The organism is Micromonospora sp. LOL_013, from assembly GCF_048060315.1.
Classification (GTDB): Bacteria; Actinomycetota; Actinomycetes; order Mycobacteriales; family Micromonosporaceae; genus Micromonospora_E.
In genome coordinates this window covers 24,098-47,367 of sequence record NZ_JBHMIQ010000003.1, presented here as the reverse complement: position 1 = coordinate 47,367, position 23,270 = coordinate 24,098, and the positions used below count along the sequence as shown (strand labels likewise).

The 23,270-nt window shown below is 72.0% G+C and carries 17 protein-coding genes; 9 read left to right on the top strand and 8 right to left on the bottom strand.

Annotated features, from left to right (window positions below; translation table 11 throughout):
• Nucleotides 1-62 precede the first annotated feature (62 nt).
• On the top strand, nt 63-233 hold the full coding sequence (locus tag ACFHWS_RS03215) for a hypothetical protein (RefSeq protein ID WP_416552324.1): 171 nt from the start codon (nt 63-65) through the stop codon (nt 231-233).
• Between the two features lie 52 nt (nt 234-285).
• Here ACFHWS_RS03215 and ACFHWS_RS03210 read toward each other — a convergent pair whose 3' ends face one another.
• The 7 genes from ACFHWS_RS03210 to ACFHWS_RS03180 form a co-directional block, all read right to left on the bottom strand.
• Nucleotides 286-1,404 (bottom strand): acetate/propionate family kinase, encoded by a 1,119-nt coding sequence (locus tag ACFHWS_RS03210; protein WP_416567650.1) that lies wholly within the window; start codon nt 1,402-1,404, stop codon nt 286-288.
• A 5-nt stretch (nt 1,405-1,409) separates the two neighbouring features.
• Nucleotides 1,410-3,473 carry a phosphate acetyltransferase gene (pta, locus tag ACFHWS_RS03205; protein WP_416552325.1) on the bottom strand — a complete coding sequence of 688 codons (2,064 nt, stop codon included), beginning with the start codon at nt 3,471-3,473 and terminating at the stop codon, nt 1,410-1,412.
• Nucleotides 3,474-3,554: 81 nt separating this feature from the next.
• Nucleotides 3,555-3,731, bottom strand: a complete 177-nt coding sequence (locus ACFHWS_RS03200; protein ID WP_199757927.1) for a DUF6104 family protein — start codon at nt 3,729-3,731, stop codon at nt 3,555-3,557.
• Between the two features lie 13 nt (nt 3,732-3,744).
• Complete coding sequence (locus tag ACFHWS_RS03195) at nt 3,745-7,665, bottom strand: multifunctional oxoglutarate decarboxylase/oxoglutarate dehydrogenase thiamine pyrophosphate-binding subunit/dihydrolipoyllysine-residue succinyltransferase subunit (RefSeq protein ID WP_416567589.1); 3,921 nt, start codon at nt 7,663-7,665, stop codon at nt 3,745-3,747.
• Nucleotides 7,666-7,891: 226 nt separating this feature from the next.
• The gene (locus tag ACFHWS_RS03190; RefSeq protein ID WP_416552327.1) at nt 7,892-8,719 is read right to left on the bottom strand and encodes an ABC transporter permease; all 828 of its coding nucleotides are present in this window, start codon (nt 8,717-8,719) and stop codon (nt 7,892-7,894) included.
• Nucleotides 8,716-9,630: an ATP-binding cassette domain-containing protein gene (locus ACFHWS_RS03185; protein WP_416567588.1), complete on the bottom strand. Its 915-nt coding sequence runs from the start codon at nt 9,628-9,630 to the stop codon at nt 8,716-8,718. Before ACFHWS_RS03185 ends, ACFHWS_RS03190 begins: the two co-directional genes overlap by 4 nt.
• Before the next feature lie 13 nt (nt 9,631-9,643).
• Nucleotides 9,644-10,414 carry a hypothetical protein gene (locus tag ACFHWS_RS03180; protein WP_416552329.1) on the bottom strand — a complete coding sequence of 257 codons (771 nt, stop codon included), beginning with the start codon at nt 10,412-10,414 and terminating at the stop codon, nt 9,644-9,646.
• Nucleotides 10,415-10,856: 442 nt separating this feature from the next.
• Here ACFHWS_RS03180 and ACFHWS_RS03175 point away from each other — a divergent pair, with 442 nt between their 5' ends.
• The 8 genes from ACFHWS_RS03175 (at nt 10,857) to ACFHWS_RS03140 (ending at nt 21,615) form a co-directional block, all read left to right on the top strand.
• Complete coding sequence (locus ACFHWS_RS03175) at nt 10,857-11,558, top strand: response regulator transcription factor (RefSeq protein ID WP_416567587.1); 702 nt, start codon at nt 10,857-10,859, stop codon at nt 11,556-11,558.
• Nucleotides 11,555-13,171, top strand: a complete 1,617-nt coding sequence (locus tag ACFHWS_RS03170) for a sensor histidine kinase (RefSeq protein WP_416552332.1) — start codon at nt 11,555-11,557, stop codon at nt 13,169-13,171. Before ACFHWS_RS03175 ends, ACFHWS_RS03170 begins: the two co-directional genes overlap by 4 nt.
• A 62-nt stretch (nt 13,172-13,233) precedes the next feature.
• Nucleotides 13,234-14,811 (top strand): trypsin-like peptidase domain-containing protein, encoded by a 1,578-nt coding sequence (locus ACFHWS_RS03165; protein WP_416567586.1) that lies wholly within the window; start codon nt 13,234-13,236, stop codon nt 14,809-14,811.
• 102 nt (nt 14,812-14,913) lie between these two features.
• Nucleotides 14,914-15,369 carry an SRPBCC family protein gene (locus ACFHWS_RS03160; protein ID WP_416552334.1) on the top strand — a complete coding sequence of 152 codons (456 nt, stop codon included), beginning with the start codon at nt 14,914-14,916 and terminating at the stop codon, nt 15,367-15,369.
• Between the two features lie 127 nt (nt 15,370-15,496).
• Nucleotides 15,497-18,958, top strand: coding sequence for a cyclic nucleotide-binding protein (locus ACFHWS_RS03155; RefSeq protein WP_416567585.1), 3,462 nt, complete (start codon nt 15,497-15,499; stop codon nt 18,956-18,958).
• Between the two features lie 103 nt (nt 18,959-19,061).
• Nucleotides 19,062-19,217: a hypothetical protein gene (locus tag ACFHWS_RS03150; protein WP_416552336.1), complete on the top strand. Its 156-nt coding sequence runs from the start codon at nt 19,062-19,064 to the stop codon at nt 19,215-19,217.
• Nucleotides 19,218-19,302: 85 nt separating this feature from the next.
• Nucleotides 19,303-20,145 carry a hypothetical protein gene (locus ACFHWS_RS03145; protein WP_416567584.1) on the top strand — a complete coding sequence of 281 codons (843 nt, stop codon included), beginning with the start codon at nt 19,303-19,305 and terminating at the stop codon, nt 20,143-20,145.
• Between the two features lie 99 nt (nt 20,146-20,244).
• Complete coding sequence (locus ACFHWS_RS03140; protein WP_416552338.1) at nt 20,245-21,615, top strand: ABC transporter ATP-binding protein; 1,371 nt, start codon at nt 20,245-20,247, stop codon at nt 21,613-21,615.
• A gap of 43 nt (nt 21,616-21,658) precedes the next feature.
• Here ACFHWS_RS03140 and ACFHWS_RS03135 read toward each other — a convergent pair whose 3' ends face one another.
• Entirely contained in the window at nt 21,659-23,155 is a 1,497-nt protein-coding gene (locus tag ACFHWS_RS03135) for a protein kinase domain-containing protein (protein WP_416567583.1), read from the bottom strand.
• Nucleotides 23,156-23,270: the final 115 nt, after the last annotated feature.

Here is a 23,270-nt window from a genome sequence, read left to right as displayed (position 1 = left end):
GACCACCGGCTCGCGCCAGCCGGTCGTGGCAGCGTCCGGCCGACTTCGCTAGGGTTTTCGTCATGTCTGACGAGTACGTCGATCCGAGCGGCAACACCGAGGCCTTCCGGGCCTTCCAGACCTCGCCGCAGCCGGTCGCCGACCAGCCGTCCCGGCTGCCGCTGATCATCGGTGTCGCGGTCGCGGTCGCGGTGGCGATCGTGGTCGCGATCGCCCTCTGGCTGGTGCTCTGATCCTTCGCTGGCCGGCCCCGACCCGGCACCCGTGACCCGGGTCGGCCCGGAGTCAGCCGTTGGTCAGCACCGCCCGCGTCTGACTGGCAATCTCGTACTCCTCGTCGGTGGGGACCACCCACACCTGCGCCGGCGTGCCGTCCGGGGAGATCATTCGCTCGCCGCGACCCTCGTCGTTGCGCCGCGCGTCGACCTGGACACCGATCCGGTCGAGCCCGGCCAGCGCCGCCGCCCGCACCGGGGCGGCGTTCTCGCCGACCCCGGCGGTGAAGACGATCGCGTCGACCCGACCGAGCAGTGCGTGGTACCCGCCGACGTAGAACCGGATCCGGGCACAGTAGATGTCGAAGGCGAGCCGGGCCGCCGGATCCCCGTCGGCGCGGCGGCGCAGCACCTCGCGCATGTCGCCAACCCCGGTCAGCCCGACCAGGCCGCTGCGCTGGTTTAGCAGCCGGTCGACGTCGGTGGTCGACCAGCCGGCCACCCGTTCCAGGTGAAACACCACCGCCGGGTCGAGGTCGCCACTGCGGGTGCCCATCACCAGACCCTCCAACGGTGACAGCCCCATCGAGGTGGCCACGCTGCGGCCACCGGCCACCGCGCAGGCGCTGGCCCCGTTGCCCAGGTGCAGGGTGATCACATCGACGTCGGCCGGTGCCCGGCCGAGCAGGGCGGCGGCCCGCCGGGACACGTACGCGTGCGAGGTGCCGTGGAACCCGTACCGGCGGATGCCGTACCGCTGCGCGGTGTCGGCGTCGATCGCGTAGCTGGCCTGCTCCGGCGGCAGGGTGCGGTGGAAGGCGGTGTCGAAGACCGCGACCTGCGGCACACCGGGCAGCAGCCGGCGGGCCTGGGCGATCCCGATCAGGTTGGCCGGGTTGTGCAGCGGAGCGAGCGGCACCAGCCGCTCGATCTCGGCGACCACCTGGTCGGTGATCAGCGTCGGCTCGGCGAACCGGACACCGCCGTGCACCACCCGGTGCCCGACCCCGCCGAGCCCGGTCAGGTCGACCCGTTCGGCCATCAGCCGCAGCGCGGCCGCATGGTCGGCCGGCCCGCCACCGGGCTCGCCGATCCGTTCCACGGTGCCCTTGTCGACCACCTTGTCGCCGCCGAAGAGCTGGTATTTCAGCGACGACGAGCCGCAGTTGAGCACCAGGATCCGGGCCACGTCGCTCATCGCGCGGCCGCCTGGATCGCGGTGATCGCCACGGTGTTGACGATGTCGGGCACGGTGGCTCCCCGGGACAGATCGTTGACCGGCCGGCGCAGACCCTGCATGACCGGCCCGACGGCGACCGCACCGGCCGACCGCTGCACCGCCTTGTAGGTGTTGTTGCCGGTGTTCAGGTCGGGGAAGACGAAGACGGTGGCCCGCCCGGCGACGTCGCTGCCGGGCAGTTTGGTGGCGGCGACCGTCGGGTCGATCGCCGCGTCGTACTGGATCGGGCCCTCGACCAGCAGGTCCGGGCAGCGCTTGCGGACCAGGTCGGTGGCGGCGGCGACCTTGCGGACGTCGTCGCCGCTGCCGGACGTCCCGGTGGAGTAGGACAGCATGGCGACCCGTGGCTCGATGTCGAACCGGGCGGCGGTCTGTGCCGAGCTGACCGCGATGTCGGCCAACTGGTCGGCGTCCGGGTCCGGGTTGACCGCGCAGTCGCCGTACACCAGCACCCGGTCGGCGAGCAGCATGAAGAACACGCTGGACGCGACCGACACGTCCGGCAGCGTCTTGATGATCTCGAAGGCGGGACGGATCGTCGCGGCGGTGGTGTGGGTGGCCCCGGAGACCATGCCGTCGGCGTGCCCGACGTGCACCATCATCGTGGCGAAGTAGTTGACGTCGCCCATCACGTCGTGCGCCAGCTCCCAGGTGACGCCCTTGTGTCGGCGCAGCTCGGCGTACCGGGACGCGAAGTCGTCGCGCCAGGGGCTGACCGCCGGGTCGACGACGTCGACCCCGTCGATCTGCACGCCCAGCTCGCGGGCCCGGCGGCCGATGTCGTCGGCGTCGCCGAGCAGGGTCAGGTCGGCGACGCCGCGCCGTAGCAGGATCTCGGTGGCCCGCAGGATCCGCTCGTCGGTGCCCTCCGGCAGTACCAGCCGGCGGCGGGCGGCCCGGGCCCGGTCGATCAGCGCGTACTCGAACATCATCGGGGTGACCCGGGCCGACCGGGTCACGTCCAGCCGGCGGGCCAGCTCGGTCGTGTCCACGCTGGACTCGAAGGCGCCGAGCGCCGCCTCCACCTTGCGAGGGTTCGCGGTGCTGGGCCGGCCGGAGATCCGTCCGGCGGTGGCGACCGCATGGAAGCTGTCCGCCGGTGCGGACAGCACCGCCAGGTTGGTGCCGAGCCGCTCCACCAGGCGCATCGCCCGCGGGTCGGGCCGTTCGCCCAGGGTCAGCGCCACCCCGGCCAGCGACACCAGCCCGGCGGCGTGCGCCGCGCTGACCGCGACCAGCAGGTCCGCCCGGTCGCCGGGGGTGATCACCAGCGCGCCGTCGATGAGATGGTCCAGCAGCACCGGCACGTGCGCCGCGCCGACCACGAAGTCCAGCACGTCACGGCTCAAGGCGGTGTCGTCGCCGGCCAGCACGGTGGCGTCGAGGGCGCCAGCGACCTCGACGACGGTCGGTGCGGAGACCGCCGGGATCTCCGGGATGGCGTAGACCGGCACCGGCAGCGTCGGCGTCTCCACCCCGGCGTCGACCCGGTTCGCGATCACGGCCAGCACCGTCGCACCGAGCTCGGTCAACGAGTGGTACGCGCTGCGGGCCGCGCCGGCGACCTCGGCGGCGTCCCGACGGATCCCGTCGACGAGAGCCACCACCACGCTGCCGAACTCGGTGGCCAGCCGGGCGTTGAACGCCAGCTCGCGGGGGAGACCGCCGTTGTCGCCGGCGTCGTCGAAGTCGCTGCCGATCACCAGCACCGCCGGGCAGCGCCGCTCCAGTTCGCGGTACCGGTCGACGATCCGGGAAATCAGCTCCTCCCGCCGGCCGTCGGCGACCAGCTCGGCCGCCTCGGCGTAGCTGGCCCCGTACAGCTGGTCGTCGGGCAGGTCGATCCGGTAGCGCTCACGCAGCAGGGTCAGGGTCGCGTCCGGGCCAGCACCGGCGAGCAGCGGCCGGAACACCCCGATCCGTTCGACCCGGCGGGACAGCAGCTCGGCCAGGCCGAGGGCGACGGTGGACTTGCCGCCACCGGGGCCGAGACCGGCCAGGTAGACACTTCGCGCCACCGCCCCAACGTACAAGGCGCAGGCGGTCGAAGTCTGGTGACCTTGGTCCCGGCCCGGCCGGGTCCAGCGTCAACGCCTGGCTCAGTCGTCCTCGTCGTCGAGCCGGGCCAGCCAGGTGGCGAACCGTTCCACCGGGGTCTCGAACTCCGGGTGCAGGTCGACGAAGTCACGCAGCCGTTCGGCGAGCCAGGAGATGGCCACCTCCTCCTCGCCGCGGCGCTGCGCCAGTTCCTCGATGCCCCGGTCGGTGAAGTACACGTGTGCCTCCCGGTCAGCGTCGCGGCAGCGCGGCGTCGATCAACGCGGACTGCTCGACGTCGTGCAGCTTCGTCGAGCCGACCGCCGGCGCCGCCGCCGCCGGCCGGGAGATCCGCCGCAGCCGTACGCCGTCGAGGTGCTCCAGCAGGTTGAGCGCGACGAACGACCAGGCGCCCTGGTTGGCCGGCTCTTCCTGGACCCAGGCGAAGTCCTCGGCGTTCGGGTAGCTGGCCAGCGCCGCCCGGATCTGCTCCACCGGCAGCGGGTACAGCTGCTCCATCCGCACGATCACGGTGTCGGTGTCGAGCTGACCGTTGCCGCCGGCGCCCGCGTGCCGTTCGGCACGGGCCTGCAACAGGTCGTAGTAGATCTTGCCGGTGCACAGCAGCACCCGCTTGACCGCCTCCGGCCGGCCGTCGGCCACCGGGTCCGGCAGCACCGGCTGGAAGGTGCCGGAGGTGAAGTCGGCGACAGAGGAGACGCAGAGCTTGTGCCGCAGCAGCGACTTGGGGGTGAACACCACAAGTGGCTTGCGCTTCGGCGACAGAGCCTGCCGGCGCAGCAGATGGAAGTAGTTCGCCGGGGTGGACGGGATGGCGACGCGCATGTTGTCCTCGGCGCACATCTGCAGGTAACGCTCCGGGCGCCCGGACGTGTGGTCCGGGCCCTGCCCTTCGTGGCCGTGCGGCAGCAGCAGAGTCAGCGCCGACCGCTGCCCCCACTTGACCTCGCCGGAGGAGACGAACTCGTCGACGATCGACTGGGCGCCGTTGACGAAGTCGCCGAACTGCGCCTCCCAGAGCACCAGCGCCTCCGGGTTCTCCACCGAGTAGCCGTACTCGAAGCCCATCGCCGCGTATTCGCTGAGCAGTGAGTCGTGTACGAAGAACCGCGACTCGTCGGTGACCAGGCTGGCCAGCGGCAGGTAGTCCCGCCCGGTGACCAGGCTGGCCAGCGGCAGGTAGTCCCGCCCGGTGCGGGCGTCGACCACCGAGGCGTGCCGCTGTACGAAGGTGCCACGGCGGGAGTCCTGGCCGGCCAGCCGGACGGTGATGCCGTCGGCGAGCAGCGTGCCGAACGCGACGATCTCGCTGAAGCCCCAGTCGATGTCGCCGGAAACCGACATCTTCGCCCGCCGCTCCAGCAGCTGCTGGATGCGCTTGTGCGGGGTGAAGCCCTCCGGCAGGTCCACGTGCGCGTCGCCGACCGCCCGCACGGCGGCGGCGTCCACCGCGGTCGCCACCTGCGGCTCCGGCTCCGGCTGGCGGCTGGGCAACCGGCTGGTAGCCGAGGTGGCGGCGTCCCGGGTCGCCTTGAACACCTGCTCCAGCTGGGTCTGGTAGTCGCGCAGCAGCTCCTCGGCGTCGGTGATGGTGATGTCACCCCGGCCGATCAGCTCCTCGGTGTAGAGCTTGCGGACGCTGCGCTTCGAGTCGATGATCGCGTACATCAACGGGTTGGTCATCGACGGATCGTCGCCCTCGTTGTGCCCACGCCGCCGGTAGCAGACCAGGTCGATCACGACGTCCTTGTTGAACGCCTGGCGGTATTCGAAGGCGAGCCGGGCGACCCGGACCACCGCCTCCGGGTCGTCGCCGTTGACGTGGAAGATCGGCGCCTGGATCATCCGGGATACGTCGGTGGAGTAGAGCGACGAGCGGCTGTGCTCCGGCGCGGTGGTGAAACCGACCTGGTTGTTGACCACCACGTGCACCGATCCGCCGGTCCGGTAGCCGCGCAGCTGCGACAGGTTGAGCGTCTCGGCGACCACGCCCTGCCCGGCGAAGGCGGCGTCACCGTGCACCAGCAGCGGCAGGACGGTGTAGCCCTCCAACTTGAGGTCGATCCGGTCCTGCTTGGCCCGGACGATGCCCTCCAGCACCGGGTCGACCGCCTCCAGATGCGACGGGTTGGCGGTCACCGACACGGTGATGCCGTGCTCGCCGTCCGGGGTGGTGAACTTGCCGACCTGACCGAGGTGGTACTTGACGTCCCCGGAACCCTGGGTGGACTTCGGGTCGAGGTGCCCCTCGAACTCGGAGAAAATCTTCTCGTACGGCTTGCCGACGATGTTGGCGAGCACGTTGAGCCGGCCCCGGTGGGCCATGCCGATGACCACTTCGTCGAGGTCGGCCCGGGCCGAGGACTGCAGGATCTCGTCCAGCAGCGGGATCAGTGACTCGCCGCCCTCCAGTGAAAAGCGCTTCTGCCCGACGTACTTGGTCTGCAGGAAGGTTTCGAACGCCTCGGCCGCGTTGAGCCGGTTCAGGATGTGCTTCTGCTCGGCCGCGTCAAGCTTCTCGTAGCCGCGCTCGATGCGTTCCTGGATCCACCGGCGCTCTTCCGGGTCCTGGATGTGCATGTACTCGATGCCGACCCGGCGGCAGTAGGAGTCGCGCAGCACGCCGAGGATCTGCCGCAGCTTCATCCGCTGCTGGCCGGCGAAGCCGTCCACCGGGAAGGTGCGGTCCAGGTCCCACAGGGTCAGGCCGTGCTGCAGCACGTCCAGGTCCGGGTGCTTACGGATCTTGAACTCGAGCGGGTCGGTGTCGGCCATCAGGTGCCCGCGCACCCGGTACGCGTGGATCAGCTCGTTGACCCGGGCGGTCTTGTTGATCTGCCCTTCGGAGCTGACTGCGACGTCGCGGACCCAGCGCACCGGCTCGTAGGGGATCCGCAGCGCGGTGAAGAGCTGGTCGTAGAAGCCGTGCTCGCCGAGGATCAGCTCATGCATGGTCTTGAGGAACTCGCCGGACTGCGCACCCTGAATGATCCGGTGGTCGTAGGTGCTGGTCAGCGTGATGACCTTGCTGACTGCCAGGTCGGCGAGGGTCTCTTCGGACATTCCGGCGTACGGGGCCGGGTACTCCATCGCGCCGACGCCGATGATCGCCCCCTGCCCGGTCATCAGCCGGGGCTGGGAGTGCACCGTGCCGATGCCGCCCGGGTTGGTCAGCGAGATCGTGGTGCCGTTGTAGTCGTCCATGGTCAGCTCGCCCCGGCGGGCGCGGCGGACCACGTCCTCGTACGCCTGCCAGAACTGCCGGAAGTCCATCTGCTCGCACGCCTTGATCGACGGCACCACCAGGGTCCGGGAGCCGTCCGGCTTGGCCAGGTCGATGGCGATGCCGAGGTTGACGTGCTCCGGCGCGACCATGTTCGGCTTGCCGTCGATCTCGGCGAACGAGTTGTTCATCTCCGGGTGCTCGACCAGCGCCCGGACCATGGCGTACCCGATCAGATGGGTGAAGCTGACCTTGCCACCGCGGCCCCGGGCCAGGTGATTGTTGATCACGATGCGGTTGTCGACCAGCAGCTTGGCTGGGACCGCGCGCACGCTGGTCGCGGTCGGCACCGCCAGCGACGCGTCCATGTTCTGCACGATCCGGGCGGCGACCCCGCGCAGCGGCGTCAGTCGGCTGCCGCCGGCCGTCGAACCGTTGTCGGCCGGTGCCTTGCCGGCTGGTGCCTTGCCCGCCGTTCTGGTCGCGGCGGACCGGCCCCCGGTGGGCTTGCCGGCGGCGGTCTTTCCGGTGCTCTCCGTGCCGGCGGCCGGCCTGGTCGGTGCTGCCTTGCCCGCCGGTGCCGTCCTGCCGGTCGGCGCGTTCGCCCGGGTGGGGCTGCTCTTGGCCGCGGCGGGCTCGGCCGCCCGGCGGGTGGTCCCGCTACCCGGCGCGGACGCTTCGGTCTGCTGGGCGGACCGCGCGGCCGGCGCGTCGGTGCCGGCCCGGGCGGCGGCCGTGGTCGCCGTCGCGGCGGCCGCCTCGGTCGGCGAGGCGACCTGCTCGCGGCTGTAGTCGGCGAAGAAGTCGTGCCAAGCTGGATCTACGCTGGCGGGATCGGTGAGATACTTCTGGTACATCTCATCGACGATCCACTCGTTCGGGCCGAAGCCCGCCAGCGGATTGTCCTGCGAAGTCTGCTGGGTCGACACGGCCGGTAATCGCCTCTTTCACGCGGTCGGATTTGTCACGCGGGGGACGCCACCAGGGTCGGGGCGCTGGTCGGGGACGGCTACCAGGCTACGCCGTACGCCGACGGGCGGCATTGTCGCATGCGGCTCGTGTCACTTTTCACAACGGTTGCCCCAGCCGTACCGGCCGGCACGGCGGTTGCCGTACCGGCCGGAATGGCAGGTCAGTGGTGATATTCCGGACCGGTCAGGAGATGTCCCGACGGCGGGTGATCACCGTACCGACGACGCCGGTCAACAGCGCGTAAGCGATCAGGATCAGTGCACCGGTCCACCGGGGTGGGCTGTCCGGCAGGTCGGTGCCGGCGACCATCAGCTGCGACGCGATCGAGGGCACCAACCACTGCAGGTCACTGATCCAGTCGCCGAACCGGGACGCCAGTGTGGCCAGGATGATCGCCGTGCCGAGGTAGCCACCCAGGTAGAGCAGGATCGCCGAGACGGTGGCCCCGAGTTGGCTGCGGATCAGCACTCCGAAGCCGACCCCGAAGACCGCCCACAGCAGGTAGGCCAGGCCGTTGAGCCCGACCGCCTCCCAGACCGCGCCCGAGCCGAACTCCGGACCGATGTCGAAGGTGGCCAGCACCAGCGCGCCGGCGATCAGGTTGACCACCGTGGTGATCAGCCAGAAGACGAAGCCGAGCAGCGACGCGGCGGCCAGCTTCGCCAGCACCACCTCGGTACGTCGCGGGCTGGTCAGGAAGGTCGTGGTCGCGGTCTGATGGAAGTACTCGTTGGTCACCACGATCACGCCGAGCAGCATCACGACCAGCAGCCCGAAGAACTGGCCGTTGGTGTAGAGGTTGGCCGCCAGCGCCGGCGCCTCACTGACGGCGCTGAGCACCTCGTCGTTCTCCGGCGTCGTCGGGCCGAACCGCTGCGGGTCGGACAGCACCGCGGTCTGTACGTAGTTGACCAGCAGGGTGACCGCCCACAGCGGCAGGTAGATCAGGCCGAAGACCCACCAGGTGGCGGTGGAGGTGATCTTGAGCAGCTCGCTGCGTACCAGGTTCATCGGATGGCCGCCTTCGCGCTGGTCAGTTCCAGGAAGACCCGTTCCAGGTCGGGTCGTTCGGTGCTCAACTCGTGCAGCTCGACGCCCTCGGCCAGCGCGGTCCGGCCGACCGTCGGCGCGTCCACCCCGACGACCAGCAGCGCACCGTCCGGCGCGGCCTGCACCGTCGCCTCGGCCCGGCCCAACGCCGCCGTCAGCTTCTCGCCGTGTGGCGTGCGGACCCGGATCGTCGGGGCACCGGACATCGAGGCCATCACCTCGGCGACCGGGCCGTGTCGGACCAGTCGACCAGCCGCGATGATCACCACGTCGTCGGCGAGCAGCTGCATCTCCGCCAGCAGGTGGCTGGAGACGAGCACCGTACGGCCCTGCGCGGCGAACGACTTGAGCAGATCCCGCATCCAGCGGATCCCCTCCGGGTCCAGGCCGTTGGCCGGCTCGTCGAGGATCAGCACCTTCGGGTCGCCCAGCATCGCCGCGGCGATCCCCAGCCGTTGCCGCATGCCGAGCGAGTAGCCCTTGAACTTGCGCTTCGCGGCCGGCGTCAACCCGACCAGGCCGAGCGTCTCCTCGGCGCGGTGCAGCGGCAACCCGGCGGCGGCGCAGATCACCCGCAGATGGTTGATCCCGGAGCGGCCCTTGTGCGCGCTGGACGCCTCCAGCACCGCGCCGACGTGCCGCAGCGGATTGGTCAGGTCGGCGTACCGCCGCCCGCCCACGGTGGCCTGACCGCTGGTCGGCGAGACCAGGTTGAGCACCATCCGCAGGGTGGTCGTCTTGCCGGCCCCGTTCGGGCCGAGGAAGCCGGTCACCCGTCCCGGCTCCACGGTGAACGACAGATCGTCGACTGCGCGGACGGTGCGGTACTGCTTGGTCAGCCCGGAGACGACGATGCGTCCGTCCTCCGACATGTGGCTCCTCTCGTCACACCGCCCCGTCGTCCGGCGGTGGGCCGGCGATGGCGATCCAGGTCGCCCGGGCCGCCGCCAGTGGTTGTCCCGCAGCATCGTAGAGCGTCGTGCGTACCTCGGCCTTACGGCCGCTGGTTTCGAGCAACTCGCCGACCACCACGCAGCGCTGGCCCGGTGCCGGCAGCGCGGCCACCGTCGCGGTCATCCGGCCCAGCAGGTACGGCCGGCCCGGGGCGAGCACCGTCCAGCCGCCGGGGCAGTCCAACGCGGCCCAGACCGTCGGCACCGTACGGTCGTCCGGGACGACGAACGGCGCGGCGCTGCGCCCGTCACCCACCGGCCCGGGAAACACCCGCAGACCGTCGGGGTGCCGTGGACCGCAGACGTAGCAGTCCGGGAACGGATGCGCGTCGTGCCCCGGGTACCGGGCGCTGGCGGCCTCCGCCGTGGCCAGGTCGACCGGCGGTACGGTCGGCCCACCCACCGGGCCGCCCGAGCTGTCAACCGGGCCGGTCATGCCGTCGATCGCGCCGTCGACCGCCTCGGCCTCGGCGATCAGCGTCACCGGATCCGCGCCGGCCTCCACCCGCAGCGTCTCCTCGGCCGACCGGACCACCCGCAGCTCGGTGTCCAGCGGCGGCGGCCGGCGCAGGGTCACCCGGACCGGTCGACCCCCGACCACGGTGGCCGGCTCGGCGCGCAGCAGCGCCTGGGCGAACCGGCCGGCCGCGTACCCGCCGTTGGCGGAGCCGGTCGGGCCGTTGAACCGGGCGGAGATCAGCATCGGACCATCCTCGCAGCCGGCCGCCACCGCCGTTCGATCGCCACCGCCGTTCACCGGATCGACACCGGTGCCATCCGCTACCGACACGCCGACGGTTCCGGGGCACCTTACCCAGTTGTCATGGCCGTCTTGCTGACCGCCGCCACCCCAACCAGGACCAGCGAGTACGTCGTCCCTGGCTCGCCGAACCCGAGCCGCTACCCGCACCGGTCCCGCCGGGGACCGGTCGGGCACGGCACCTTCTGGCGACCCCGATCCGGGTGCGGGCCGGCTGCCTGCCCCCTGCCCACCGTGCCCGCCGCCGGCCGGTTGACCCGGCACCGACCCGCTCCGCCCTCGACCTCGTCGGCTGAGGTCACTCGTCCCGGACATCGAGTTCACTCTCAGCTGATTGTCAGCGGCTCCCCAGGCCGAACCCAGACCGATCCGGGATGATGCGGTCATGATCGCATCGCAGACCGAGGCGAAGCTGCTCGTCGTCGAGGACGACCCGAACATCCTCGAACTGCTCTCCGCCAGTCTGCGGTTCGCCGGATTCGACGTCACCACCGCGACCAGCGGCAGCGCCGCGCTGAACGCCGCCCGCGAGCGCCGGCCCGACCTCGTGGTGCTTGACGTCATGCTGCCCGACCTGGACGGCTTCGAGGTGATTCGGATGATGCGGGAGGCCGGCACCCGTACCCCGGTGGTCTTCCTCACTGCGCGGGACGCCACCGACGACAAGATCCGCGGGCTGACTCTCGGCGGCGACGACTACGTCACCAAGCCCTTCTCACTGGAGGAGCTGACCGCCCGGATCCGGGCGGTGCTGCGGCGTACCAGCAACGGCGGTCAGACCTCCTCCCGGCTCACCTTCGCAGACCTGGAACTGGACGAGGAGACCCACGAGGTCTACCGGGCGGGCAACCGGGTGCAGCTGTCACCGACCGAGTTCAAGCTGCTGCGCTACCTGATGCTCAACGCCAACCGGGTGCTGTCCAAGGCGCAGATTCTCGACCACGTGTGGAACTATGACTTCCGGGGCGACGACAACATCGTCGAGTCCTACATCTCATACCTGCGCCGCAAGATCGACAACGCTCAGCCCCGGCTCATCCACACCCTGCGTGGCGTCGGCTACGTGCTGCGCAAACCAGCGGCGTGAACAGGCCGACGCTGGCGCCCGCCCCGGTGACGGGCTGGCTGCGCGGCGTACCGCTGCGGGTCAAGCTGGTCACGTCGGTGCTCAGCCTGGTCCTCACCGCGCTGCTGGTGATTAGCGTGAGCAGCGCATTCTTCCTGCGCAGCTACCTGGTCGACCAGATCGACACGGACCTGCGCGACTACGTCACGGGCCTGCGCGACGAGGTGAGCAAGGCGCAACGCCTGCCGGTGTGGGACCAGCGCGCCTCGGTCACCGCCCCGCTGCCGACCAACTACCTGGTGGTCGTCTCGTACCAGGACGGCCCGCTCGGCGGGCCCTACTACGACGACGACCGGATCGCCACCGGCGAGCTGCCACGCTGGCCGGCCGACTGGGACGGCTTCGCCGCGCTGCAGGGCGAGCCGAAGAGCGTGTACGCCCGCAACGGCGCCCTACGCTGGCGGATGCTCTACGCGTCGCTGCCCACCGGCGACGTCATCGCGGTCGGGCAGAGCCTCGTCGACGTCGACCGGGCGGTCAGCCGGCTGGTCTGGATCGACATCCTGGTCGGCATCGGAGTGGTGACGCTGCTGGCGCTGGCCGGCGCCGCGATCGTACGGACCAACCTGCGGCCGCTGGTCGAGATCGAGCAGACCGCGGCGGCCATCGCCGCCGGTGACCTTAGCCGGCGGGTGCCCGACCCGGAGCCGGGCGCGCACGTGCCGCAGACCGAGCTGGGCCGGCTGTCCCGCACGCTCAACGCGATGCTGACCCAGATCGAGGCGGCGTTCACCGCGCGGGCGAGCTCCGAGTGGGCGGCCCGGATGGCCGAGGCGTCGGCCCGGGAAGCTGCCGTCGCGGCCCAGTCCTCGGAGACCCGGGCCCGCCGGTCCGAGGAGCGGATGCGCCAGTTCGTCGCCGACGCCTCGCACGAGCTGCGTACCCCGTTGACCACCATCCGCGGCTTCGCCGAGCTGTACCGGCAGGGGGCCGCCGCCGCGTCGCCGCAGGAAGCGGGCCGGCTGGTCCGCCGGATCGAAGACGAGGCGGCCCGGATGGGCCTGCTGGTGGAGGACCTGCTGCTGCTGGCCCGCCTCGACCGGGAACGCCCGTTGGATCTGGCGCCGGTCGAGCTGCCGGTGCTGGCCAGCGACGCGGTGCAGGCGGCCCGGGCGGTCGACCCGCAGCGCCGGGTGGAGCTGGACATCGGGCCCGGTGCCGGCCGGCTGGTGGTGCTGGGCGACGACGCCCGGCTGCGTCAGGTGATCGGCAACCTGATGACCAACGCGATCAACCACACCCCGGCCGACACGCCGGTCACGCTGCGGTTGCGGGCCACCGAGCCGGGGTTCGCCACGGTCGAGGTGGCCGACGAGGGGCCCGGTCTCACCCCGGAGCAGTCCGAACGGGTCTTCGAGCGGTTCTACCGGGCCGACGCCGCCCGTACCCGCAGCACGGAGCGGCCGACCGGCACCGGACTCGGGCTGGCGATCGTCGCCGCCCTCGTCGTCGCCCACTCGGGCACCGTCGAGGTGCACAGCGAGCCCGGTCAGGGTGCCACCTTCCGGGTCCGGCTCCCGCTGGCCGACACCAACCTCGTCGATTCCGAACCCATCGACGGCAGCGAATCATGATTTTCAGCAAAGCCTCAGCCGCAGATCAGGTGCGTCAAAGTGCCGGGGGGCAATCTGAATACATGAGCGAGCACGAGACCACGCCGCCGGCGGAGCCGTCGGACAAGGCTCAACCGCCGGCCAGCCCTTGGCAGGCCCCTGCCGAGTCGGGCCAGCCCGACCCGGCCACCGGTCGTTCGTCCACCGACTGGACGCCGACCAACCAGCCGTACGCCGGCTCACCCGTGCCGGCCCAGCCCGCGCCCACCTCACCCGCGCCGGCCCAGCCCGCGCCCACCTCACCCGCGCCGGCCCAGCCCGCGCCCACCTCACCCGCAGCTGAGGCGCCCGCGTCCGCGACTCCCGCGTCGGCGCAGCCGGTCACCGGGCCGCCGCTCAGCGGCCAGCCGCAGCCCGGCCCGTACGCCCCCGGCTACGCCCAGGTGCCGTACGGGCACGGCCAGCACGGGCGGTGGAGCCATGGCCAGCCGTACGCCGGCCACGGCTACAGCCAGCCGCACGTCAGCTGGTCGCCGCCGCCCGGTGCCGCCGCCCAGGCCGCCACCCAGCGGCCGAACCGGGTCGGTCGGATCGTCGCCGGCTCGGCGGTCGTCCTCGCCCTGATGCTCGGCTCCGGTGCGGTCGGCGGTGCGGTGGTGGCCGCCTTCGACAACGGCAGCGCGGCGCCGGCGGTGCAGACCGGCAGCAACGGCGGGGGCAGCAACGGCGGGGGCAGCGCGGCACCGGTGATCGACCGCTCGTCGCTCGCCGAGATCGCCGACGCCGTCCAGGACAGCGTGGTGTCGATCTCCACCGGCTCCGGTGAAGGCTCGGGTGTGGTGCTCAACGCCGAAGGCTTCATCCTGACCAACAACCACGTCGTCGAGTCGGCGCGCGGCGGATCGGTCACCGTGTACTTCGCCGACGGCGGCTCCGGGTCCGGCAGCGTGGTCGGCACCGACGCGCGCACCGACCTGGCCGTGGTCAAGGTCGACGACGTGGACGGGCTGTCCCCGGCGACCCTGGGCGACAGCAGCACGATGCGGGTCGGCGACACCGTACTGGCCCTGGGCAGCCCGCTGGGTCTGCAGGGTTCGGTGACCGCCGGGATCATCAGCGCGCAGGACCGCACCATCTCGGTGGGTGGCGGCCAGCAGCAGAGCCCGTTCGGCGGCGGCGGTCAGGTCAGCTCGATGTCCGGGCTGCTCCAGACCGACGCCCCGATCAACCCGGGGAACTCCGGTGGCGCCCTGGTCAACACCAACGGTGAGGTGATCGGCATCAACACCGCGATCGCCACCTCCGGGCAGGGCGAGGGCAACATCGGGGTCGGCTTCGCGATCCCCAGCAACAAGGCCAAGGACGTGGCCGAAGCGCTGATGGCCGGCGAGGAGGTCAGCCACCCGTATCTCGGGGTGAGTGTGACCGCCGCCGACGAAGGCGGCGCGTTGATCGCGGCGGTCGAGGACGGCAGCCCGGCCGACCAGGCCGGCCTGGCCCAGGGCGACGTGGTCGTGCAGATCGGCGACACCCCGGTCAACGACTCGGATGATCTTGTCGCGGCGGTGCAGTCCGGCCAGGTAGGGGAGCAGATTGAGATCACCTACGAGCGCGACGGCGAGGCGCGGACCGCCTCCGCCACCCTCGTCGACGCGCCGTGACCGCGACATGACGACAGGTTGACTTGCCCCCCCAGAGAGAGCGGCGGGTGGTGTGACCAAGGGGGTTGGTCACACCACCCGCCGTTCGCTACCGTCCCTGGCGTGCGCACCGAGACCTTCACCGACCGGTTCACCGTCGCGGCGGCACCGGACCGGGTGCACGCCCACCTGGCCGACCCGGCCAACCACGTCGGGCTTTCGCCGCTGATCGTCGCGGTCCGTGACATCGAGCGGAGCGCCGACGCCGACGGCCACATCGTGCTGCGGTACGTCGCGGTGGAGCGGTTCAAGATCGTCGGGCCGCTGCGGTACGACAACATCCTGCACGTCCGGCAGACCGAGACCGATCCGGGTCGCCGGCTCGTGATGCAGGTACGCAGCCCGGCGCGGGTGTCGGTGCGATTCGTGATGGAGACCGAGCCCGACGGCACCGGATCGGCGGTCACCGTCACTGTCAGTCTCACCATGCCGACCCTGCTGCGCTCCTATGTGGTGCGAACGGCCAGGCGGGTTCAGATGTTCCGGGCCCGTACCCTGGCCGAAAGGATGAGCGGCTGACCCCGGCGTAGTCGATCGACGAGACTTCTTCCGCACGACATGCTGTGCGAAAGCGGTCGAGCAGTCGCGTGCGGTCGACAAGGCGGTCTAACCTGCAGCCGCGAGTAGCGGCAGAGGAGCAGGCACAGTGACGGTCGCCGAGACCAGGATGAGCGTGTGGGAGGCCCTGGCCGGGCGGGCGCCGGGGCAACCGGTCGCCCCAGCCGACTCCGGCCTGTGGGACGCCGTCGTCGAACGGCTCAACCCGGCCCGGGCCCGGCCGGTGCTGCGGCCCGGCATCGAGCACGTCGAATTGACCTCGGTACGCGGGATGCCGTACGTGATGCTCCGTTCGCCGGACGGTCGCGGCGGTGCCTGCTACCTGCGGCTGGCTCCGGACGAGTGGCGGCTCGCCCAGCTGATGGACGGCAGCCGTACGGTGGCCCGGCTGGTCGCCGAGTTCGCCCGGATCGCCGGCCGGCTCGCCCCCGACCAGGTCACCCGGGTCGTCGCCGACCTGGCCGGCAACCGGATGCTCGCCGAGTTGCCGGTCGACGCGTTCCGCCCGCTGGCGCGGGTGCATCGCAGGCCGTGGCCGCTGCGGTTCGGTCGCACCCTGCTGGCCGTGGCCCAAGGCCGGCGGACCGTGCTGGCCGACGTCGATCCGCTGGTCGGCGCCCTCTACCGGGGCGGCGGTCGGTTCCTGTTCACCCGGCTGGCGGCGGTGCTGCTGGCCGTCGTCGCGCTGGTCGGGTTCGCCGCGTTCTGCTGGACCTGGTGGCGCGGCGAGCAGGCGGTCTTCCTCACCAGCGGGTCGTACGCGGCCGGGGCGGCGGTGCTGCTCGGGTTGAACGTCGTCGCCCTCGCCTGCCACGAACTCGGCCACGCCCTGGCCACCAAACACGCCGGCCGCCGGGTGCCGGCCGCCGGGTTCCTCATCTACTTCGGTATCCCGTCGGTCTTCGTCGACACCACCGACGTCTGGCTGGCCGGCCGCCGCCAGCGGCTGATCACCACCGCCGCCGGGCCAGCCGCCGGTCTGGTACTGGCCGGCGTCGCCGGCATCGTCGGGCTGATCTTTCCGGCCGCCGCGCCGTGGACGTTCAAACTCGCCTTCGCCTGGTACCTCAACGCCCTGTTCAACCTCAATCCGTTCCTTGCTCTTGACGGCTACTACCTGTTGATGGACTGGCTGGAGATCCCGAACCTGCGTACCCGTGGCCTGGCCTACGTCGTCGGCCGGCTGCGCCGGCGCGGCCCGCGCTGGTCGGTGCTGGACCGGGAGGGCCGGCTGGTCGCCCTGTACGGGATGCTCGCCGTGCTCTGGGTGGTCATCGCGGTGAACCTGTTCTGGCGGATCTGGACCGACCGGGTCGCCGGTCTGGTCCTCGGCCTGTGGCGGTCCGGCTGGCCGGCCCGACTGCTGCTCGCCGCGGTGGTCGCCGGTCTCGCCGCCCCGCTGGTCTACCTGGCGGCCGGCTGGCTCGCCCGGCGCTGGCGGCGGCTGCGCGGCGCGTTCGCCGAGCGGCGGCACGCCAGCGACACCCCACGGCGGCTGGACGCGCTGCGCGCCAGCGCGCTGCGGACGCTGCCGGCCAGTGCGTTGAACCGGCTCGCCGCCCAGGCACGCTGGGTGCACCCGCGTACCGGTCAGCAACTCGTCGCCGCCGGCGCCGCCCAGCCCGCGGTCTACGTCGTGGTCGACGGCGCGGTGGAGGGTCGCGCGCCCGGCGACCCGGCCGGCACGGTCCGGCAGCGGCTCGGACCGGGCGGTCTGGTCGGTCTGGCCAGCGCCCTGACCGGTACGCCGGCCACGCTCACCTGGCGTACCGCCGGTACGACGCTGCTGGCGGTGCCGCCGACTGCGGTCGCCACGGTCGTCGGCCCGCTGCCCGGTCCGCCGCCGGCCGATCGGACCGCCGCCGAGTCGCTGTTCGCCGAGACCCCCGCGCTGTCCGGGCTGACCCCGGAGGACCGGCTGGGGCTGGTGTCCCGGGCCCGGCCGGCGGCGTTGCCGCCCGGCGCGCCGGTCCAGCTGTCCGACCCGTACGACGCGGTGGTCCTCGAGTCGGGTGTGATCGCCCTGATGGACGGCATCGAACTGCGCCGGGGCACGATGATCGGCCCGGTCGGTGCCGACCCGCCGGACGTGGTCGCGACCACCCGTACGCAGACCCGGCTGTGGCAGTTGCCGGCAGTCGCCGGGCTGCCGATGCTGCTCGGCGCGGCACCGTCGCAGGTGGCTGATGCCGCCGCGGCGACGGTCCGCGGCGCTCCGCCGACCAGCGGCGTGCATCCGCCTGCCGACTATCCGCCGCTGGCCGCCCCACCCGGCCCACCACCACCGGGGAGCGACGACGACCGGGTGGACCGACGGTTCGAGCGCCGGCTGTGGTGGCTGGTGCTGCTCCTGCTGCTGTTCGCGTTGCTGATCAGCGGCAGCAATCTGATGCCCGGACCGGCCTGGGCAGAGATGCCGACCGATCGGGCGCTGCTGCGGGCCGAGCGGGGCACCGTCGAGGTGCGCACCGCCGGGGGGCGTCTGCTGACGTTGCGCGACGGTGCGGCGGCCTACGTCTCCGAAGGAGACCGGGTCGAAGTCGCCGACCGGTCGACCGGCGAACTCGTCTTCCGTGGTGGTGCCGCCACGGTGCTCTGCGCCTGGGTCGAAGCGGAGGTGGGGGCGCTGTGGAGCGACGGTACCCGGCCGGTCGCGCCGAGCGGGGAGCTGATCCTGGACCGGGGCCGGATCCTGGCCGATACCGCCAGCGTCTCCGGTGCCTTCCGGCCGTTGGCGATGACCGTGATCAGCCAGGACGCGGTACTGGCGAACCGGGGCGAGGCCTGGTTCGCGGTGAACGCCGGAGCGGCCCGGGTGTCGCTCGGCGAGGTGCGGCGCAACGGGGTGTCCCTGCGGACTACCGGGGAGCAGCTCGGCTGCGGTGACGGCCGGGTGGTCGATCCGCCCGGCGGTACGCCGAGCGCTCCCGCTCCAGGCGCCACCAGCGGATCGCCGACCGTCCAGAGCCCGTCGCCGGATCTCTCCGCGACCGGCCAGCCGACGCCGGCCCCGGCGCCGAACCCCGGCGTGACTCGCCAGCCGCAGCCGCAGCCGACTATTCCGGCCGCGCCGCCGAGCCCACCCGGCCCGCCGCCGACCAGCGCCCCGCCGCCGACCACGGCAGCGCCGACGACCGGTACGCCGACCAGCGAACCACCGCCGACAACCGCGCCGCCGACCAGCGAACCACCGCCGACCACCGCGCCACCCCCGAACGAACCCCCGACCATTTTCTGGGAGGTTCAGCCGCAGGGCCGGATCACCCAGCTGGTCAACAACGGACCCTGCAGCGATCACCCGACCAGCGTGCGCTGGATGGTCGTGGTCTCCGACGACTCACCCGACGGCCTGACCGTCGTCGCGAGGCAGAGCGGACCAGTGGAGAGGACGGAGACCTTCAGCGGCGCCGGGACACACAGCGGCTCCATCGGCCCGGTGGCCAGCCGGCAGGGCGCCGGAGGGACCGTGACGATCACGGTCACCGTCACGGACAGCGGAGGACTCAGCCGCCAGGTGGAGAGCAAGGTAGAGGTCGTCGATTGCGGGTGAACCCGGCGTTGTGACGTAGACATCGACCCGAGCGGAGATACAGGTGCTTTGTTGGTTCTGCCCGAAGGCGGCCAGGGGTGGCTGCCGGTTCTGCGGTCGAGGCGTGTGTGAGGACCACGCCCGCTTCGGTCCGTATCTGCTGGAGGTGCACCGGTCGGAGCACCGGGGACGGGCGGAGGGCCTGGTCGTCGAGGACGCGTTGCAGTGCGGCGCCTGCCGACCCAGGCCGCAGCCGGTGCCGATGCCGGAGCTGGACTGATCGCGGAGGAATCGGGTCACCGTCGGCCTCGTGGCTGATCGTTGGCCCGGACTACCCTGGAGCGATATCGACGAGGGGACCGGTGATGAGTGACTTCGACATCGCGCTCGAACGCCTACTGACCGATCCTGGATTCGCCGCCGCGCTGGCAGCCGACCCGACGGCGGCGCTCGCCGGTTATCAGCTCACCGTCGAGGAGCAGGAACTGCTGCGGACCCAGATAGGCGGTGTCGCGGGCGGCCCGACGGCGGCGGTGGAGACGCGGGCGAACCAGTCCAGCGCGTTCGGGCTGCTGAGCCCGTTGACCGGAATGATGGGTGGCTTCGGCGACATCGGCGCGGCGGCCGGTGCCGTCGACGAGGCTCTCGGCTCTGCCGGTGCGCAGAGCGGCTTCGGTTCGGCTGGAGCGCAGAGTGGTTTCGGCTCTGCCGGTGCGCAGAGTGGTTTCGGCTCTGCCGGTGCGCAGAGCGGCTTCGGCCCGGCCGGGGCGGACAGCGACTTCGGGGCACGGCCGGAGGCTGCCGGTCCGCCGGTGCCGGACCGGTCCGCTGGGTTCGGCACGGCACCCCAGCCGGTCGAGCCAGCGGTGCCGGAGGACTACCGGACCCGGGTGGACGTCGACGGCGACGGCGAGTGGGACCGGCACATGGTCCGAGGACGGGCGGACGGCGGGGTGGACATCCTGGTCGACCGGGACGGCGACGGCCGGGTCGACTTCGTCGGCCGGGACGACGACGCCGACGGTCTGGTCGACTCCGCGGCGTACGACACCGACGGTGACGGGTTCTTCGAACAGACCCACTACGACGACGACGGCGACGGGTGGCTCGACCGCAGCGTCACCAACCAGCCGCCCAGCACCGAACCGCCCCCGGTCGGTGGCGGGCTGATCGGCGACAACCTACAGCTTCCCGAGGAACTGCGCTGACCTCCCCGCCGACCGCTCACCGGCGGTCGCGGGCCGCCCGTCGACAGGGGCTGGCGTCGATGGCCGCTGGGCCTGACGATGGGGTCAGGAGGTGATCGCGTGGTCGCCATCGCCACCGACCGGCTGACGAAGGTCTTCGACGACGGCACTGTCGCAGTCGACGGGGTGAGTCTCGCCGTCCCGTCCGGCCAGTTCCTGGTGTTGCTCGGGCCGACCGGGTGCGGGAAGTCGACAATCCTGCGGCTGGTCGCCGGCCTGGAGACTCCGACGTCCGGGCACGTGCTGATCGACGACCGGGTGGTGGACGGCTGGTCGGCGCAGCGACGACAGGTGTCCATGGTGTTCCAGGACCATGCGCTGTACCCGCACCTGACGGTCGCCCAGAACATCGCCTTTCCGCTGCGTATGGGTCACGGCCCGGCGGTGGAACAGCGGATCCGGCAGGTGGCCGCCGAGCTGGGCATCGCCGAACACCTGCACCGGCAGCCCGCCGTGCTGTCCGGTGGGCAACGTCAGCGGGTCGCCATGGCCCGGGCCATCGTGCGCCAGCCGAAGGCGTTCCTACTGGACGAACCGCTGTCCAATCTGGATGCCGGGCTGCGGGCCGGGCTGCGGGCCGATGTGACGGCGCTGGCCCGCCGGCACGGGGTGACCACCGTCTACGTGACCCACGACCAGACCGAGGCGCTGACGATGGCGGACCAGCTCGCGGTGCTCCGCAAGGGCCGGCTGCAGCAGATCGGGCCGCCGGAGCAGGTGTACGGTGACCCGGCGAACCTGTTCGTCGCGGCGTTCCTCGGCACCCCACGGACCAGCCTGCTGCAGGGGGCGGTCTACGCCGAGCCGGACCGGATGGTGATCGACCTCGGTTCGCAGGTGCTGGAGTTGCCGGTGGGTGACGCCCGGGTGGCCCGGCTGGCCGAGCACCACACCGAGCGGGTGACCGTGGCGTTGCGGGCCGACGCGCTGTACCCCGTACCGCCGACCGGCGCTGACCCGGCGCGGCCCGACGGCCCGGACCCGGCCGGGTCCGACCGGAGGCTGTCGGTCTCCCTGCGCGGCACGGTCCGGGCGGTGGAGAACCTCGGCCACGAGGCACTGGCCTGGGTGGACACCGGCGGCCTGCCCACCTCTCCGGCTGAGTCGCAACTGGATCTGCCGGATCCGCAGACCCACCTGGCCGAGCTGCTGGCTGAGGATCCGCCGCCCCGACACCAGCTGCGGGAAACCATCGCCCGGATGATCCCGCAGCAGCGCCGTCCGGACCCGCCGGCGACCGCCCGGACCCGGTACGGCTTCTACCCGGTGTACGAGCCGGATCCATCCGATCCACCGGACGGTGACGGCGATGTCGTGGTCCGGGTGCCGGCGACAGCACCGCCGCGGCCCGGCGAGACGATGACCATGGCGCTGGACCTGGCCCGGCTGCTGCTGTTCGACCGGTCCGGGCACCGCATCCGCCTGCACTGACGCGCCTGTACCGCGACCCGGTCGGTGCCGTGGCTGCCGGCGGTCAGACAGCGGCACCGGCCAACTGGTCCAGTGCCGAGTCCAGCTCGTCGGCGTACGCGTAGGTGATCGCGCCTTCGTCGGCGCGGATCCGCACCTTGCGGCGCAGCTGGTTGACGTCCCGGTCGATGTCGGCGGTGCCGCTGGTCAACGAGGTCCGCAGGTTACGGACCAGGTTTTGCAGGTCGAGGCCGGCGTCGCGGCGGATCGCGCCGTCCGCCAGCCCGTCGTCGATCACCTGACCGAGCAGGGTGATCGCCTCGTCGACGGTCGGAACGACCGGTGCGGTCGCCGCTGGCGCGGTGTCGGTTGCCGCGGGGGTCGGCGCGGCGCCGGTGGGCGGTGCGTCTGCCGACGGCCCTGGCTGCGTCGGCGGGGTGGGACCGGCGGGCGTACCGGCGGACTGCGGTTGCCCGGCGGGCGGCGGATGGTCGCTGCCCGGCCGCCGCGGCACCTCGGGCTGCAGCAGCAGGATCACGGCGACCGCTACGGCGCCGACCACCAGTAGCGTGGCGACCCTGGAATCGAGCCGGCCGACCCGCCGTTGACCGTCGACAGCCGGCGGCCCGGCGTCGGCGGCCGGTGTTTCGGCGTCGGCGGGTGGCGGAGCGTCGGACCCGGCCGCCGCCGGCAGGGTCATCGTCGGCGCGAGCATGGTCGCAGCCTGCGGATCGGCCGGTAGCAACTGGTCCCGCAGCGCGGCGCCGACCTGGTGCGCGGTGGGGCGGCTCAGCGGGTCCCGGGACAGGCAGCGCAGGCAGATCTCGGCGACCGGGGTGGGCAGTCCGGGCACCGTCAGCGGCGGGATCTCCTGATCGAGTGCGCGGTGCAGGTCGTCCCAAGTGTCGGCGGGGTACGGTACCCGGCCGGTGAGGGTCTCGTAGAGCAGGACGCCGAGCGAGTAGACGTCGGCGGCGGGCTGTGCCGGTCGGCCGTCGAGGCGTTCCGGGGCCACGTACGCCGGGGTGCCGAAGGTCTCGCCCTCCTCGTCCTCGTCGGGGGCGCCGATCTGGGTGGCGATACCGAAGTCGAGCACCTTGGCACCGATCGAGGTCATCATGATGTTCGCCGGAGTGACGTCGCGGTGCACGATGCCCAACCGGTGCGCGGCGGCCAGCGCCTCGGCTACCTGGGCGCAGGTCTCCACCGCCGCCGGCCAGGTCAGCGGGCCGGCGGTGAGCCGGGCGTCCAGCTCCTCACCGGACAGCAGCTCCATCACCACGAACGCGGTGACGGTGCCGTCCGGTGCGACCGCCTCGCCGTAGTCGTGCACCGCGGTCACGTGTGGATGGATCAGCTGGGCGGCGGACCGTGCCTCCTCCCGCACCATGCTGCGGAACCGTGCGTCGGCGGCCAACGACGCGGCGAGCACCTTGACCGCGACCACCCGGTCGAGCACCTCGTCGCGGGCGCGCCAGATGACCGACATGCCGCCGGCACCGATCCGGTCGATGAGACGGTATCTGCGGGCGAGCAGTTCGCCCGCTTGCAGCGATGCCATCGTTGTCGCACCTGCCTGGGGAGTGGAGGTCGTATCAGGCTGCGCGAATTGGCACGTCCTGTCAACGGCACGGTAAACAGGTGAACATTTATCATTTAGCCCGACATGGGCCAGG